Source organism: Pseudomonas fakonensis (assembly GCF_019139895.1).
In the GTDB taxonomy this organism is placed as follows: domain Bacteria; phylum Pseudomonadota; class Gammaproteobacteria; order Pseudomonadales; family Pseudomonadaceae; genus Aquipseudomonas; species Aquipseudomonas fakonensis.
In genome coordinates, this window is sequence record NZ_CP077076.1 from 1,091,613 (window position 1) to 1,108,056 (window position 16,444).

The window sequence follows — 16,444 nt, forward strand, 5'->3', positions numbered from 1 at the left end:
GCGCGCACTCTAACCGCTGTGCTCCATTGGGCGCCAGCCATGGCGCGCCATATCCACACGATTATTGGCTACATTCACTCCCTCTGCGCGCAGCCGCGCGCGCTGTTCGTCGCCGGACGGCGTGCCCAGCGCCAGGCTCAGCCGCCCGCCGGCACCCAGCACCCGGTGCCAGGGCAGGCGGGTGTCGTGGGGCAACTGCCCGAGGGTGCGCCCGACCCAGCGCGCGGCGCGGCCAAGGCCGGCCAGTTCGGCCAACTGGCCGTAGCTGACCACCTTGCCTTCGGGCACTTGGCCCAGGACCGAATACAGCGCCATCCGTCGGGCTTCGGCGCTTTCCGGGGGTGGCGGAGTGAGGGCGGGCATCAGAGCGTTCCTGGCCTGCGGATGAAACCGGACAGGCGGCTGTGGTGAATGAGAGCGGAACTCATCGGCATGGGCTGGGTCTGTCGTTGCTCAGGGTCGGCGTATGCGGATAATGCCCGGCTTTTTTCATCGAATCGATTCCATAGTCTGCTTATGTATTCAAAAACCCTGCTGTGCCTCATCGCTGCCACCCTTTGCACCCCGGCCTTCGCCGATACCGTCTGGATGAAGAACGGCGACCGCTTGAGCGGCAAGATCAAGGTGTTCGACGGCGGCAAGCTGTTGCTCGAAACCCCTTACGGCGGCTCCATCGCCCTGGACTGGAAGCAGGTGCAGACCCTGGAGAGTGACCAGGAGTTGCTGGTCAAGCAGGACGCCTACAGCGGCGAGAAGGCCAAGTCGCTGAAGGCGGCAGAGCCCGGCAAGGTCACTCTGGCCAACGGCGAGGCGCCGAAGACCGTCGATTTGGCCAGCATCGAGCAGATCATGAAGCCGCGCCCGGTGGTCGAAGATCTGATGTGGAAGGGCAACGTCGATGTGGCGATGGACTACAAGCGCGCCGAGAACGACACCGACGACTACGACGTCAGCTTCAAGACCACCGCCCGCCACGGCCGCTGGCGGCACAACGCCGAGGGTGAGTACAACCGCGAGAGCAAGGACGACGTCACCACCACCAACAACTGGAGCGCCGAGTACGCCCTGGACCGCTTCATCACCGAGAAGTGGTTCTGGCAGGGCCGCGCAGAGTACAAGCGCGACCAGATCGAAGACCTGGCCCGCCAGCGCACGGTGGGTACCGGCCCGGGTTACCAGTTCTGGGATGACGAACTGGGCGCGTTCTCGCTGAGCTCGCTGATCAACCGCAGCGACTTCGAGTACCGCGACGGCGGCAAGGATAACTTCTATTCGGCGTCGGTGAAGTGGGACTACAACCGCTATCTGATCGGCAAGAAGGTCGAGTTCTTCACCAACGGTGAGGTCGGCAAGCCGTTCGGCGGTGTCGCCGACTACACCCTGGATGCCGAGATGGGCCTGCGCTACAAGGTCACCGAATGGGCCTCGCTGAACCTCAAGGCCGAGAAGGACCTGATCAGGGGCACCAGCGACAGCGATCTGGACAAGACCCGCTACACCGCAGGCTTCGGCGTGACCTGGTAAGCCTACAGACTCCGGCCGCGATTGGCCGCATAGCGGCCCCTGGGGCTTGTAGCGTATAACTTGCAGCTGATTCTTATTCGAGGTTCTTGCCGTGAGTACCAACGCCCTTCGCCCCGCCCGGGAACTGCTGCTCAAGGAGTTCCGCGGCGTGCTGTCGACCCACTCCAAGTCCATGCCTGGCTACCCGTTCGGCTCGGTGGTGCCCTACTGCCTGGACGCCGAGGGCCACCCGGTGATCCTCATCAGCCGCATCGCCCAGCACACCCACAACCTGCAAAAAGACCCCAAGTGCTCGTTGCTGGTGGGTGAGCGCGACGCCGAGGACGTGCAAGCGGTGGGCCGCCTGACGGTCATGGCCGAAGCCCGCAAGCTCACCGACGAAGCCGCCATCGAGGCTGCTGCGGCGCGTTACTACCGCTACTTCCCCGAGTCGGCCAACTACCACAAGGCCCACGACTTCGACTTCTGGGTGCTGCAACCGGTACGCCACCGCTACATCGGCGGTTTCGGTGCCATCCACTGGCTCGACCAGGTGACGTTGGCCAACCCGTTCGCCGGCAAGGCCGAGGCCAGCATGATCGAGCACATGAACAGCGACCACGCCAACGCCATCGCCCACTACGTCGAACTCACCGGCCTGCCGCGCACGGCCCCGGCCGAGCTGGTCGGCATCGACAGCGAAGGCATGCACCTGCGCATCGGCCAGGGGGTGTACTGGCTGGCCTTCCCGCAAACTTGTAATAACCCGACACAAGTGCGCGAAGCCTTGGTACTGCTGGCCCGCGCCGATCAGTGGCCGGTTGCGGTGGCGGCCGAGGGTTGAAAAAAGCGCGGCGCGCATCCATCTGAAGGTCTTACAGGAAGATTTTCTTCCGTAGAGGAATTTTTGATGCGTGCCTTTCTATTGCTGTTCCTGGTTTTCCCTGTGCTCGAGCTGTTCGTGTTCGTCAAGGTCGCCGGGGCCATCGGTTTCTTTCCGGCGCTGCTGCTGATCATCGCCGGCTCGGCCCTGGGCCTGCTGGTGATGCGCGTGGCAGGCCTTGCCACCGCCCTGCGTGCCCGCGAGAGCCTGCAACGCGGCGAGCTGCCCGCCGAGGACATGTTCCAGGGCCTGATGCTGGCGGTCGGTGGCGGCCTGCTGCTGATCCCGGGCTTCATCAGCGACGTGATCGGCCTGCTGTGCCTGCTGCCGTTCAGTCGCCGCCTGGTGGCCAGCAAACTGCGCCAGCGCGCCGAGCAGCAGGCCATGCGCCAGCGTACATTCCAGGACGACCCGTTCCAGGCCCAGCCGCGCGACGGCGGCCACCGCCCGAACGTGATCGAGGGTGAGTACGAGCGCCGCGACAAGTAAGGCCTGGTCATGGGTGGGGACGGGCTTGCCCCGCGAAGGGGCGCGTCGCTCTGATCGCGTGGCAAGCCCGCTCCCACGATGCATTTTCACACCGTATGAAAAATTTTCTGTAGCAAGCCTTGTAATCGAAACTCCCGGCCTCATGTATGTGGTCACCGCAAGGTTTCTGGTGTTTGCACCAGTCTTTACACAGGTGGTTCGCCCAAGGCGGGCCACTCCCGGCAACGCCGGACCGAATCAACCCGCCGGTGTCGATACCGGCCGATGAAAACCACAATTTGGGAGAGATCGACAATGAAGCTTCGTCCTCTGCATGACCGCGTCGTTATCCGTCGCAGCGAAGAAGAATCGAAAACCGCTGGCGGTATCGTCCTGCCAGGTTCGGCTGCTGAAAAGCCAAACCGCGGTGAAATCGTCGCCGTCGGCACCGGTCGCATCCTGGACAACGGCGAAGTGCGTGCGCTGGCCGTTAAAGTCGGTGACAAAGTGGTTTTCGGCCCTTACTCGGGCAGCAACACCGTGAAAGTCGATGGCGAAGACCTGCTGGTCATGGCCGAGAACGAAATCCTCGCCGTTATCGAAGGCTGATTTCTCCGACTTCCCGTTACTCCAAAGAATTCCAAGGATTAAACGATCATGGCTGCTAAAGACGTAAAATTCGGCGATTCCGCCCGCAAGAAAATGCTGGTTGGTGTAAACGTACTGGCTGACGCCGTCAAAGCGACCCTCGGCCCGAAAGGCCGCAACGTGGTCCTGGCCAAGAGCTTCGGCGCGCCGACCATCACCAAGGACGGCGTTTCCGTCGCCAAAGAAATCGAGCTCAAGGACGCCTTCGAAAACATGGGCGCCCAGCTGGTCAAGGAAGTTGCTTCCAAGGCCAACGATGCTGCCGGTGACGGCACCACCACCGCTACCGTCCTGGCCCAGGCCATCGTCAACGAAGGCCTGAAAGCCGTCGCTGCCGGCATGAACCCGATGGACCTCAAGCGCGGCATCGACAAGGCCACCGCCGCCGTCGTCGCCGAGCTGAAAAACCTCTCCAAGCCATGCGCCGACTCCAAGGCCATCGCCCAGGTAGGCACCATCTCCGCCAACTCCGACAACTCCATCGGTGAAATCATCGCCGAAGCCATGGAAAAGGTCGGTAAAGAAGGCGTGATCACCGTTGAAGAAGGCTCGGGCCTGGAAAACGAACTGTCCGTCGTAGAAGGCATGCAGTTCGACCGCGGTTACCTGTCGCCGTACTTCGTCAACAAGCCGGACACCATGGTTGCCGAGCTCGAAGGCCCGCTGCTGCTGCTGGTCGACAAGAAGATCTCCAACATCCGTGAACTGCTGCCAGTTCTGGAAGCCGTTGCCAAGGCCGGCCGCCCACTGCTGATCGTTGCCGAAGACGTCGAAGGCGAAGCCCTGGCGACTCTGGTGGTCAACAACATGCGCGGCATCGTCAAGGTTGCTGCGGTCAAGGCCCCGGGCTTTGGCGATCGCCGCAAGGCCATGCTGCAGGACATCGCCGTCCTGACCGGCGGCCAGGTCATCTCCGAAGAAATCGGCCTGTCCCTGGAAACCGCTACCCTGGAGCACCTGGGTAACGCCAAGCGCGTCATCCTGTCCAAGGAAAACACCACCATCATCGACGGTGCTGGCGTTGACGCCGACATCGAAGCACGCGTCAAGCAGATCCGTGCCCAGATCGAAGAGACTTCCTCGGACTACGACCGTGAGAAGCTGCAAGAGCGCCTGGCCAAGCTGGCCGGTGGTGTTGCCGTGATCAAGGTCGGTGCCGGCACCGAAGTTGAAATGAAAGAGAAGAAAGCCCGCGTTGAAGACGCCCTGCACGCTACCCGTGCAGCCGTCGAAGAAGGCGTGGTGCCTGGCGGTGGTGTGGCCCTGGTTCGCGCCCTGGCTGCCATCGTTGACCTCAAAGGCGACAACGAAGACCAGAACGTCGGTATCGCCCTGCTGCGCCGCGCAGTAGAAGCCCCGCTGCGCCAGATCACTGCCAACGCCGGCGACGAGCCAAGCGTTGTTGCCGACAAGGTCAAGCAAGGTTCGGGCAACTACGGCTACAACGCCGCTACCGGCGAATACGGCGACATGATCGAGATGGGCATCCTGGACCCAGCCAAGGTCACCCGCTCGGCCCTGCAAGCTGCAGCTTCGATCGGCGGTCTGATGATCACCACCGAAGCCATGGTTGCCGACCTGCCGGAAGACAAGCCAGCTGGCGGCATGCCAGACATGGGCGGCATGGGTGGCATGGGCGGCATGATGTAAGCCAGCCTTACCCCCAAGCTGTAACAAGAAGCCCCGCCTAGTGCGGGGCTTTTTTATGTCTTTGCAGATTCCCTGTAGGAGCCTTGCCGGCGATAGGGCCTTCAGCGTGTTAATGCAGGCCTGACCCCATCGCCGGCAAGCCGGCTCCTACAAGGGCTGGGCTCTTCAGGCGACGCTGCGCTCGACGGCTGGCGCTTGCGCCACCCCCCGGCGATACAACACCAGGTAATAGCACCCCAGCCCGATCAGCCAGCAGAACACCGCCGTCCAGATGTTGTGCGACAAGAAGTGCGCGCCCTGCATCATCCTGCCCAGGCCCAGTACCGAACCTGCAACGAACGCCAGCCCCAGCGCCGCCTTGGCCAGGCGCGGTTTGCGGTCACGCAGGCCAAAGAACAGCGCGAAAAGGCAGAACCCGGTGGCCGCGTGGCCGCCTGGCCAGCACAGGCCTGGTTTGTCGGTGGGCGGGCGCGGTTCGAGCAGCTTGCTATAGGTTTCCTTGCCGCCGAACTGGGTCAGGCTCCACGGGCATTGCACCTGGGTCAGTTGCTTGAGCGGGGTGACGAATGCGGTCGACAAGCTCAGCGCCAGCACCAGGTAGCCCAGTTCGCGGCGCCAGTTGAACAGCCTGCTCCAGAAGAAGCTGGCGATGAAGCCGACCACCGCCAGCAGGCTGAACAGGATCACCCCCTGCTTGACCCGGTCATGCAGGATGTTCTCCAGCAGGTAGCTGTGCCGGCCGATGAATTGCCCGGCTGTCTGGTCAAAGAACAGGTCGGCGATGTTCATGTCCAGGGAGGTCGATTCGAGCAGCAGCAGGGCCACGATGGTGGCGAACGGGATGCCCAGGTACAGCCACAGATTGAGTGGGCGAGGGCGGATGGGTTGCAGCATGGCGACTCCAGGGCTCAAAGGAGGGACAGAAAAAGACCGGGCATTGTCGGCTGGCCGCTATCCTGTGTCCGTGAAGGATCAGTGAAAAATCCGTCAACTGCGGCGATATTTCCCCAGGGCTGGCACAGTGCAGGCAATGGCCTTAAGCTGCGCCTGCCGCGCCCCGCGAAGGGCCGCACAGGAGACCCCGATGCGCATTCTTTTGGTTGAAGACAACCGCGATATCCTCGCCAACCTGGCCGACTACCTCGGCATGAAAGGCTACACCGTCGATTGCGCCCAGGATGGCCTGTCGGGCCTGCACCTGGCCGCCACCGAACACTATGACCTGATCGTGCTCGACATCATGCTGCCGGGTATCGACGGCTACACGCTGTGCAAGCGCCTGCGCGAAGACGCCCGGCGTGATACCCCGGTGATCATGCTCACCGCCCGCGACCAGCTGGACGACCGCCTGCAAGGCTTCCGCTCCGGCGCCGACGACTACCTGCTCAAGCCGTTCGCCTTGTCCGAACTTGCCGCGCGCATCGAAGCGGTGCTGCGCCGGGCCCAGGGCGGCGGGCGCCGCACCTTGCAAGTGGCAGACCTGAGCTACGACCTCGACACCCTCGAGGTGACCCGCCAGGGCCGCCTGCTCAAGCTCAACCCGGTGGGCCTCAAGCTGCTGGCGGTATTGATGCAGAAAAGCCCCCACGTGCTGCGCCGCGAAGTGCTGGAAGAGGCCCTGTGGGGCGATGACTGCCCCGACAGCGACAGCCTGCGCAGCCATGTACACCAGTTGCGACAGGTGATCGACAAACCGTTCGACAAACCGCTGCTGCATACCGTCCATGGCGTCGGCTATCGCCTCGCCGAGGGTCGCGATGGAGTTTAAGCAAAGCCTTGCCCAGCGCATCATCATCGCCTTCGCATTGATGAGCGCACTGGTGGCTGGGGCCTTCGCCTTCGGCATTGTCGCTACCGTGCACCTGGTCGAGGAGCGGCTGATTTCCTCGGTGCTTGGCGGCGACTTGCAGCGCCTGCTGCGCATGGACAGCGTCAGCGACTGGAGCCACCGTCCGCGCCCCGACCAATTGTTCTACTTCAGTGGCGGGCGCGACGAGTTCGAGATGCCGCGCGATCTGCGTCACCTGGACCCGGGCTTTCACGAAGTGTTCCGCGACCAGCTGTCGTATCACGCCATGGTCGAGGTGGTCGACGGGCGCCGCTACGTGCTGCTGCAGGACCAAAGCGATTTCGAGGAGCGCGAGCGGGTGCTGTTCGCCGTGGTGGTGGTGGGCTTCGTGCTCAGCCTGGCATTGGCGACGCTGCTTGGCTGGTTGCTGGCACGGCGGGTGATGGCGCCGGTGATCCGCCTGGCCCGCCAGGTACGCCACCGCGACCAGTTGCTGGGCCTGGCGCCGCCGCTGGCACCGGACTACGCGGCGGACGAAGTGGGCCAGCTGGCAGTGGCTTTCGACGACACCCTGGGCCGCCTGCGCGATGCCCTGACCCGTGAGCGGCTGTTTACCAGCGACGTCAGCCACGAGTTGCGTACGCCCTTGATGGTGCTGGCCACCTCCTGCGAGCTGTTGATCGAGAACCCCAACCTCGACACCCGCTCGCGCAGCCAGGTGGAGCGCATCGCCCGGGCCACCGAAGAGATGCGCGAGCTGGTCAAGACCTTCCTGATGCTGGCGCGCGCCCAGCGCGACGAGGGGGCGGTGGCTTCCCAGGCGACCCTGCGCGAGGTAGCCGATGACCTCACCGGCGTTTGGCGCGACACCATTGAGCAGAAGGGCCTGGCGCTGTACTACGACGGCCGCGTCAGTGCCAGCCCGGTGCTGTACAACGCCACCTTCCTGCAATCGGTGATGGGCAACCTGCTGCGCAACGCCGCCCACTACACCGACAGCGGCTATATCCGCCTGAGCCTGCAAAGCGACGGTTTCAGCGTCGAGGACAGTGGTGTGGGCATTCCCGAGGAGCAGCGCGAGGCGATGTTCCGGCCCTTCGTGCGTGGCGATGAGCGCCGTGGCGAAGGCTTGGGGCTGGGCTTGTCGCTGGTGCAGCGGATCTGCGATGACCAGGGCTGGCAGGTCACCCTGACCACCACCTTGCCCCATGGTTGCCGTTTCCAGGTCAGCCTGACGCGAGGTCGCGGGGCGTTTCTGGAGGGGGAAAGCGGCAGTACGTTGTCGGAAACGGATTAACGTTCTGTAGCATTCTTCGCATCGCGTGACGGATTTTTCACATTGGCATGACCTGATTCCAACGCCTGCCTGACTAAGGTGGGCGCACTTGGAGTCAGGAGATGCTCATGCGTAGCCCCATCAAACTCGAATTTTCCGAAAAGTACGACCGCGATCATGCCCGGGAGTACTTCCTCAAGCACCAGGATGGCCTGGCCCGACGCCTGTCTCACAAGCGCGATGAACAACTGGCCCGGCGTGCCCTGATGCTGGCCGGCGAGCCGGGTTTGGTGCTCGACCTGCCGTGCGGCGCTGGGCGTTTCTGGCCGCTGCTGGCCGAAAAGCCCAACCGCGTGATCATCGGTGCCGACAACTCCGCCGCGATGATCGAGACAGCCTGTGCGGCACAACCGCCAGAAGTGGTGGCGCGGGTACGCCCTTTGCAAACGTCTGCTTTCGCCATCGACCTGCCCGACAACGCGGTGGACAGCATTTTCTGCATGCGGCTGTTCCACCACATTGGTGACGCCGCTCATCGACAGAAAATTCTTTCAGAATTTCAACGGGTTAGCCGTGACAGTGTGATCGTGTCGCTGTGGGTGGACGGTAACTTCAAGGCCTGGCGGCGGCGCAAGCTGGAAGCGCGACGCAGCGCCAAAAGCGAGCAGGGCAGTTATCAGAACCGCTTTGTGTTACCCGCTGAAACAGTTGAAGAAGAATTTGTGGCAGCCGGTTTCAGAATTCAGGAACGTCTGGACTTCCTGCCGTTCTATGCCATGTGGCGTGTTTACGTATTGCGTAAGGGGTAAAGACCGATGGCGGTAGCGCAGAGCGGATCCGAGCAGTTCGAGTTTTACTGGCAGCAGCAGGGGGAGTGGGTCGAGGAGCCCAACCAGCGCCGTGGCGGCGAGAGCGGCGTGCAGCGCCTGTGCGACGCCAGCGGCCAGTTGTTGTATGCCAAGCGTCAGGTTGGCCATACCTACCGCAGCCTGCTGCACCCGTTCGGGCGGCCCACCGTGCTGCGCGAGCTGGACGCGCTGAACAGTTTCGAACAGCTTGGTGTGCGGGTACCGCGCATCGTCTTTGCCGGCGCCGAGCGCACCGACGACCACCAGTGGCATGCCTTGCTGGTGAGCGAGGCGCTGGACGGTTTCGTCGACCTCGATACCTGGTTTGCCAAAGGCGCCCGGGAGCGATACCCGCAGGTGGTGCATGAGCGCATGCTCAAGGACCTGGCGGACAACCTGGCGCGCATGCACCTGGGGCATTGGCAGCATGGCTGCCTGTACGGCAAGCATGTGTTCGTCAAGGTGCTGGGCGAGGGCGAACAGGCGCGGGTCGAGGTGGCCTTGCTGGACCTGGAGAAATGCCGTCGGCGCATCAGTTGCCAGCGGGCGGCCTATAACGATTTGCGTCAGTTGCGCCGCCATTCGTCGTTCGATGACGCGCAGTGGCAGAGCTTGCTCTATTTTTACCAGATGGCGTTTGGCAGCGCTGTCAAAGGGTTAGAGCAATGAAACTAGAAATAGCTCGAGGTTTGTTTCTGGTCGCGGCGCTAGGCGTCACGACGATGGCCTTTGCGGCCTGGGAGCAGCCGAGAATGAATGTGTTCAGCCAGGGGGAGGTTGCTGGCGCTTGCCCGTTGCCGCGGGTGGCCAGGGTTGAGCAGCAGGCGCGGGTTGAGCCTGATCACGATATTTTGTTGTTTTTGTTTGGGATGAGGCAGGGGTTGCGGCCGTTTGGCTGATTGGCTTTTCTGCTGATTGGGCGCCAGGGGCTTAGGTTTGATTCGGGCTTCTGGCGTTTGTGTTTTTGGGGTTTGTTTGTTGGTTGGTTTTTAGAGTTTTATGCGCATTCATTATTTGTATTGACGCTTATTCACCTTTCCGCCCTTACGGCGGGTTACTTTTTTTCTTGGAAAAAAGTAACCAAAAACCGCCTGCTCCTATCATCCGGCCCCTGCGCTGCGCTCCGGGGTTCCCTCACTCCGGGCTTGCTCCGGGGGTACGCGCCGACGGGCCGTCCCTGGCCCGATCGGCGCTCGACCGGCATCCATGCCGGTCGCCCCCCTGCGCAATCCCTGCGTTCGGCCTCCTGAAGTCGCGAAGTTAGGGGCGGCGCCTGCACTGGCGCAGCTAACCGCTAGTTGCATTTGAGGGACCTCAGGATTGCAATCGCCGGCAAGCCGGCTCCTACAGTGGAACGCATTAATTTAAATAATGCGTAACCCTGTAGGAGCCGGCGATAGGGCCCGAACAAACAACACATCAATAACAATCAAACCAACATCCCAGCTATTGATCTGGCTGTTGATCTGGCTGTTGATCCGGCTGTTGATCTTGCTTCTAAGCGCGCAATAGCCCAGGCAACACAAATCGCGACTTCAGGAGGCCGAGCGTAGGGCTTGCGTAGGAGGGCGACCGGCATGGATGCCGGTCGAGCGCCGATCGGGCCAGGGACGGCCCGTCGGCGCGTACCTCCGGAGCAAGCCCGGAGCGAGGGAACCCCCGAAGCGCAGCGTAGGGGGCCGGATGATGGGAGCAGGCGGCTTTGGTTACTTTGGCCAAGACCAAAGTAACCCGCCGTAAGGGCGGAAAGGTGACGAAAAGCCGCCATCGTCAATGAATGCGCATACATCTCCACAGGCAATCACCCTGACTTACGAACCCGAACCCTCCCGATGCCCCAAAACCATATAAACACAAGGCAAAACAAACAACGTAAACAAGGTCCCCACTGACATCCCGGTAGCAATCACCACCCCGATATCAAACCGACTCACCGCCCCAGCCCCCGTAGCCAAAATCAACGGCACCATGCCAAACACCATGGCCGCCGTGGTCATCAGCACCGGCCGCAAGCGTATCGCCGCCGCTTCCTCGATCGCCTCGCGCACCCCCAGCCCCTTCTCCTCACGCAACTGGTTGGCAAACTCGACAATCAGAATCCCGTGCTTGGTAATCAGCCCGATCAAGGTCACCAACCCCACCTGGGTGTAGATGTTCATGCTCGACACCCCCAGAAACAGCGGCAACAACGCCCCGCAAATGGACAGCGGCACCGTCACCAGAATCACCAAGGGGTCACGGAAGCTTTCGAACTGCGCCGCCAGCACCAGGAAGATGATCGCCAGGGCCAGCCCGAAGGTCATCCACAGCGCGCTACCCTCCTGCACGAACTGCCGTGCAGTACCCGCGTAGTCGATGGAGAAGCCCTCGGGCGCCTCTTCGCGGGCAATGGCGCGCACCGTGTCCAGGGCCTCGCCCATGCTCACCAACGGGAAGCCCTGGATGATCGCCGAATTGAGCTGCTGGAACTGGTTCAGCTGGCGCGGCCGGGCGCGGTCGCTGAGGGTGATCAGGGTCGACAGCGGCAGTAACTGGCCCTGCTCGTTCTTCACGTAGTAGTTGTTCAGCCAGCCCGGGTTGGCCCGGTAGGGGCGCTCCACCTGGGCGATGACCTTGTAGCTGCGCCCCTCCAGGGTGAAGCGGTTGATCTCGGCCTCGCCCAGCAGCGTCGCCAGGGTGCTGCCGAGGGTGTCCATCGACACCCCCATCTGCGCAGCCTTGGCGCGGTCCACATCGACCATGACCTCCGGCTTGTCGAAGGCCAGGTCAATGTCGAGGAAGGCGAACTTGCCCGAAGCCTGGGCGCGTTCCTTGACCCGCTGGGCCACCTCCAGCAAGGCCGGATAGTCGCCTGCGGTGTTGATCACGAACTGGAACGGCAGGCCCTCGCCGGTGCCCGGCAGCGACGGCAGGTTGAAGCCGAAAATCTGCAGCCCGCCAATCTTCTCAAGCTCTGCCTGCACCAGCGGCAGCAATTGCATCTGCGTGCGCTCGCGCTCGTTCCACGGCTTGAGCAGAAAGCCGCCTATGCCGCTTTGCACGCCATTGAAACCGTTGATCTGGAACGACGAGTAGTACTCCGGGAAGCGCTTGAAAATCGGCGTGAACTGGTCGGTGTAGGCGTTCAGGTAATCCAGGTTGGCGGTCTGCGGCGAGCTGCTCATCATGAAGATCACCCCCTGGTCCTCGTCCGGGGCCAGTTCGTTGCGGGTGAACATCAACAGCACCGGGATCAGGCACAGAATCAGCACGGCGAACACCAGCACCACCGGGCGGCTGTCCAGGGTGCCGTGCAGCAGGCGCTGGTAGCGTTGCTTGAGCTTGTCGAAAATCAGGTCCAGGCGATGGGCCAGGCCGCCGGGGTTCTGCTCGCGGCGCAGCAGCAGGGCGCACATCATCGGCGACAGTGTCAGCGCCACCACCCCAGAGATGATCACCGCCCCGGCCAAGGTCAAGGCGAACTCCTTGAACAGCGCGCCGGTCAGCCCGGTGAGAAAGCCGATCGGGGCATACACCGCCGCCAGGGTGATGGTCATCGATACCACCGGCAAGGCGATTTCCCGGGCCCCCTCCAGCGCCGCCTCGAACGGTGACTTGCCTTCCTCGATATGCCGGTGGATGTTCTCCACCACCACGATGGCGTCGTCCACCACCAGGCCGATGGCCAGCACCATGGCCAGCAGCGTCAGCAGGTTCAGCGAGTAGCCCATCATCTGCATGAAAAACAGCACGCCGATCATCGACAGCGGAATGGTCACCACAGGAATCAGCACCGAGCGCAACGCGCCGAGGAACAGGAATACCACCACGATGACGATCAGCACCGCCTCGCCGAGGGTCTTGATCACCTCGTCAATCGACGCCTGGATGAACAGCGTGGCATCGTAGGCAATCGACACCTTCAGGCTCGATGGCAGCTGTTCCTCGAGCTGCGGCATGATTCGCCGCACCTCCTTGATCACCTCCAGCGGGTTGGCCGCCGGGGTGGCCTTGATGCCGATGTACACCGACGGCGTGCCGTCGAATGAGCTGACTGTGTCGTAGTTTTCGGCGCCCATCTCGATGCGCGCGACATCCCCCAGCAGCACCCGGCTGTCGCCGTCGGTCTTGACCGGCAGGGCGGCGAAGGCCTCGGCAGATTTCAGCTCGGTGGTGGCGTTGATGCTGGTGACCACGTACTCGCCCTTCACTTCGCCGGCGGCGGCGAGGAAGTTGTAGCGGCGCACGGCGCTGGTCACGTCGCTGGCAGACAAACCGAAGCCTGCGAGCTTGACCGGGTCGATCCACAGGCGCATGGCGAACACCTGGTTGCCGAGAATCTCGGCCTCGGCCATGCCGGGTAGTGTGGCCAGCTTGGGCTGGATCACCCGCGACAGGTAGTCGGTGATCTGCGGGTTGCTCATTTCGGTGCTGTAGAAGCTGATGTACATCAGCGCCGAGGCGTCGGCCGCCTCTTTGCTCAGCACCGGGTCCTCGGAGTCCTGGGGCAGTTTGTTGCGTACCTCGTTGGCCTTGGCCAGCAGTTGCGTGAACAGCCGGTCGCTGTCGGCGCCGATGCGCGCGTAGACCGAAATCACCGAGAAGTTCTGCCGGCTCACCGAGGTCATGTAGTCGATACCGTCGGCACTGGCCAGGCTCTGTTGCAGCGGCTGGGTGATGTAGCCCTGGATGGTTTCGGCGTTGGCCCCGGGGTAGGCGGTGGTGACGGTGATCAGGGCGTTTTCCATTTGCGGGTACTGACGGATCTGCAGCTTGCTCCAGGCCTGCAAACCCAACAGCAGAATCAGCAGGCTGACCACGCTGGCCAGTACCGGGCGGCGGATGAACGGGTCGGTGAATGCCATGCCGGCCCCCTCAGTCGGCGCCGGGCGCGGCAGGTTTGAGGGCCGCGTCGTCGCTGATGCGTACAGAGGCGCCGGGGCTCAGCTTGAGCTGGCCGGCGGTCACCACCTGGTCACCGGCCTGCAGGCCCTTGCTCACCACCACCCAGCCGTCGCGGCGCTCGCCGGTTTGCACGGTGCGCTGCTCGACCGCCAGCTGTGGTTGGCCTTCTGCAGTGTTTTCCGGCTGGCCGTCCTTACCCTTCTTCGGGCCGATGACGTACACCGAGTTGCCGTACAGGGTGTAGGTGATGGCGTTTTCCGGCACCACCACCTGCGGGTGCGGGTCGGGCAGCAGCAGTTGCAGGCTGGCGAACATGCCGGGCAACAACTTGCCGTCGGGGTTGGCCAGGGTGGCGCGCACCAGCAGGTTGCGGGTGCTTTCCTCGACCTTGGGGTTGATCGCGCTGAGGCTGGCGGGGAAGGTCTGGCCAGGGTAGGCGGCCACCTGCACCAGCACCTGCTGGCCCAGGCTCAGGTGCGGCAGCGCCTGCTCGGGCACGTTGAAGTCGACATAGAGGCTGGACAGGTCCTGCAGGGTGGCGATCACCGTGCCGCTGGCCAGATAAGCGCCGACATCCACCTGGCGGATGCCGATGGTGCCGCTGAACGGCGCGCTGATGCTCTTTTTCGCCAATGACGCCTTGAGCTGCTCGACCACCGCCTGGTTGCGCCGGTACTGCGAGGTCAGGCGGTCGTACTCGCCGCGGGAAATCGCCGAGTCGCCGACCAGTTGGCTGCCACGGCCAAAGTCCACCTTGGCCAGCCCCAGGTCGGCCTGGGCGGTACCTAGCAGTGCGGTTTCCTGGTCGTTGTCCAGTTGCAGCAGCAGTTGCCCGGCCTTGACCTGCTGGCCGGACTCAAAATGCAGTGACTTGACCGTGCCGGCCACCTCCAGGCTCAGCTCCACGCCCTGGAAGGCCTTGAGGCTGCCCACCGCCGGCAGGCGTTCCTGCCACTGGCGCAGCTGGGCCTCGGCCGCGGCGACGCTGACCGGCGGCTTGGGCTTGGAAAACATCTGCACCTGCTGGTAGATCGAGAAGCCCTTGATGCCCCCCAGAATCAGCACGATCAGCAAGACGATGGCCAACATGATCAGCATGCGGCGGCGCAACATGGTCCGGTTCCCTGGATGCGTAATGGGTTATGGATTACGCACGGTCAAGGGCGATCCTGCCTACGTGCGTTGGAGGAAAGTATTGTCGAGTTTTCTGAAAAGGGGAGGGGGAGGTGGGCAGGTCAGACTCCATCGCAATGAAAGGTCGTCGATCAAGCGCACCCCCAGATTTTGGGCATCATACAATAACGCCGGGGCTGCTCTGCAGCCCATCGCGACACAAGGCCGCTCCCACAGGGGCCGCGTTGAGTCAACGAACCCTGCAGGAGCCGGCGATGGAGCCCTCAGACCAGATGCAGGTGGTTGTCCCAGAACCCGGACGGCAGGTTCATCGGCTGGCCGATCAGCTCCTGCTTGCGGCAATCATAGAAGCGGCAACGCCCCTGCCCGGAGGTGACGACAAACCCGTCTTTCACCGCCCCGACCCCGGCGCAATCGGGCATCGGCGCATCCAGCTTCACCGCGCCGCTGTCCAGGTCCCAGATGAACAGCCGGTTGGCCCTTGGCGCGGTCAGCGCCACCAGGCGCAGGTCGCTGTGGATGGCGACACTGGCGGTGTACTGGGCCATCGACTGCAACTGCCGCTCGGGTACCGGGAAGGCCTTGAACGGCTCGCCCGGGCGCTTGATCGCTAGCAGCTCGGCGGTTTCCTGCGAGCCCCCCATGAACTGCTGGCAGGCGGCGATGGTGCCATCGCTGCCCACCGCCAGATGGCGCACGCTGTTCATCTGCTGGGCGAGGGTTTCCTTGCTCAGCAGGGTGCCGTCGCGCTGCATCAGCACCAGGCTTGGCTGCATCGCGTCGAGGTTCATCTCCACCCGGCTTTCGGCCTCGGTGCGGATGCCGCCGTTGGCCACCACCAGGGTTTCGCCGTCGGGCAGCCAGGCCACTTCGTGGGGGCCGATGCCGTGGGTCGGGATCTCGCCGCTGTGCACCAGGCGCTCGCCCTCGAAACGGTACACACCGAGCACGCCACGCCCCGGGTCGGTGGTGTCGTTCTCGGTGGCGTACAGCCACTCGCCATCCTTGTGAATCACGGCATGGCCATAGAAGTGGCGGTTGGGCTGCGAGGCGATGGTTTGCAGCAGGCGGCCGTCGCGCAGGTCGATCAGGTAGCTTTCGGTACCGGGCCTGCGGGCGACGAACAGCGCGATGGGCAGCGCTGGGTGGTTGATGATGGCGTGGCAGCGCTGGGCTACCTGGGTGCTGAACACCTCGCTGCCGTCCAGGCGAAACCCGACGGCGTAGTGCTTGCCGTCGCCGTCGTCGCGCGCCGAGAGCAGCAAGGGTTCGCTGCCTTTGTTGCGAAACAGGCTCCAGCCGCCCAGGGTCAGGGCGCTGAGCAATACGCTACCGAGTTTGATGGCCTGGCGTCGCAGCAT

Annotated in this window: 15 protein-coding genes; 10 read left to right on the forward strand and 5 right to left on the reverse strand. The window is 63.3% G+C overall.

Features of this window, described 5'->3' with window-relative positions; genetic code table 11:
* Positions 1-9 precede the first annotated feature (9 nt).
* Complete coding sequence (locus KSS94_RS04990) at positions 10-363, reverse strand: MGMT family protein (RefSeq protein WP_217841931.1); 354 nt, start codon at positions 361-363, stop codon at positions 10-12.
* 153 nt (positions 364-516) lie between these two features.
* Between KSS94_RS04990 and KSS94_RS04995 the strand changes: the two genes are divergently transcribed.
* From KSS94_RS04995 to groL, 5 genes are all read left to right on the forward strand, one after another.
* Positions 517-1,524 (forward strand): DUF481 domain-containing protein, encoded by a 1,008-nt coding sequence (locus tag KSS94_RS04995; protein ID WP_217841932.1) that lies wholly within the window; start codon positions 517-519, stop codon positions 1,522-1,524.
* A 91-nt stretch (positions 1,525-1,615) separates the two neighbouring features.
* Entirely contained in the window at positions 1,616-2,347 is a 732-nt protein-coding gene (locus KSS94_RS05000) for a HugZ family pyridoxamine 5'-phosphate oxidase (protein ID WP_217841933.1), read from the forward strand.
* Between the two features lie 66 nt (positions 2,348-2,413).
* Positions 2,414-2,875, forward strand: a complete 462-nt coding sequence (locus tag KSS94_RS05005; protein ID WP_217841934.1) for an FxsA family protein — start codon at positions 2,414-2,416, stop codon at positions 2,873-2,875.
* Positions 2,876-3,169: 294 nt separating this feature from the next.
* Positions 3,170-3,463, forward strand: coding sequence for a co-chaperone GroES (locus KSS94_RS05010; RefSeq protein WP_009050540.1), 294 nt, complete (start codon positions 3,170-3,172; stop codon positions 3,461-3,463).
* Between the two features lie 48 nt (positions 3,464-3,511).
* Positions 3,512-5,152, forward strand: a complete 1,641-nt coding sequence (gene groL, locus KSS94_RS05015; protein WP_217841935.1) for a chaperonin GroEL — start codon at positions 3,512-3,514, stop codon at positions 5,150-5,152.
* A 165-nt stretch (positions 5,153-5,317) separates the two neighbouring features.
* Here groL and KSS94_RS05020 read toward each other — a convergent pair whose 3' ends face one another.
* A complete protein-coding gene (locus KSS94_RS05020) occupies positions 5,318-6,046 on the reverse strand; it encodes a phosphatase PAP2 family protein (protein ID WP_217841936.1) in 729 nt (242 codons plus the stop codon).
* 190 nt (positions 6,047-6,236) lie between these two features.
* Between KSS94_RS05020 and colR the strand changes: the two genes are divergently transcribed.
* The 5 genes from colR to KSS94_RS05045 all read left to right on the forward strand — a co-directional run bounded on the left by colR (position 6,237) and on the right by KSS94_RS05045 (position 9,964).
* Positions 6,237-6,920 carry a two-component system response regulator ColR gene (colR, locus tag KSS94_RS05025; protein ID WP_028689695.1) on the forward strand — a complete coding sequence of 228 codons (684 nt, stop codon included), beginning with the start codon at positions 6,237-6,239 and terminating at the stop codon, positions 6,918-6,920.
* Positions 6,910-8,238 (forward strand): sensor histidine kinase, encoded by a 1,329-nt coding sequence (locus KSS94_RS05030; RefSeq protein ID WP_217841937.1) that lies wholly within the window; start codon positions 6,910-6,912, stop codon positions 8,236-8,238. The genes colR and KSS94_RS05030 overlap by 11 nt, the downstream gene beginning before the upstream one ends.
* Before the next feature lie 107 nt (positions 8,239-8,345).
* A complete protein-coding gene (locus tag KSS94_RS05035) occupies positions 8,346-9,026 on the forward strand; it encodes a class I SAM-dependent methyltransferase (RefSeq protein ID WP_217841938.1) in 681 nt (226 codons plus the stop codon).
* A 6-nt stretch (positions 9,027-9,032) separates the two neighbouring features.
* A complete protein-coding gene (locus KSS94_RS05040; protein ID WP_217841939.1) occupies positions 9,033-9,734 on the forward strand; it encodes a lipopolysaccharide kinase InaA family protein in 702 nt (233 codons plus the stop codon).
* Positions 9,731-9,964, forward strand: a complete 234-nt coding sequence (locus KSS94_RS05045) for a hypothetical protein (RefSeq protein ID WP_217841940.1) — start codon at positions 9,731-9,733, stop codon at positions 9,962-9,964. The genes KSS94_RS05040 and KSS94_RS05045 overlap by 4 nt, the downstream gene beginning before the upstream one ends.
* Before the next feature lie 912 nt (positions 9,965-10,876).
* On the opposite strand, the gene KSS94_RS05050 is transcribed toward KSS94_RS05045, so the two are convergent.
* From KSS94_RS05050 to KSS94_RS05060, 3 genes are all read right to left on the reverse strand, one after another.
* On the reverse strand, positions 10,877-13,909 hold the full coding sequence (locus KSS94_RS05050; protein WP_217841941.1) for a multidrug efflux RND transporter permease subunit: 3,033 nt from the start codon (positions 13,907-13,909) through the stop codon (positions 10,877-10,879).
* Positions 13,910-13,919: 10 nt separating this feature from the next.
* Positions 13,920-15,062, reverse strand: coding sequence for an efflux RND transporter periplasmic adaptor subunit (locus KSS94_RS05055; protein WP_217841942.1), 1,143 nt, complete (start codon positions 15,060-15,062; stop codon positions 13,920-13,922).
* 284 nt (positions 15,063-15,346) lie between these two features.
* Positions 15,347-16,444, reverse strand: a complete 1,098-nt coding sequence (locus KSS94_RS05060; RefSeq protein WP_217841943.1) for a DUF1513 domain-containing protein — start codon at positions 16,442-16,444, stop codon at positions 15,347-15,349.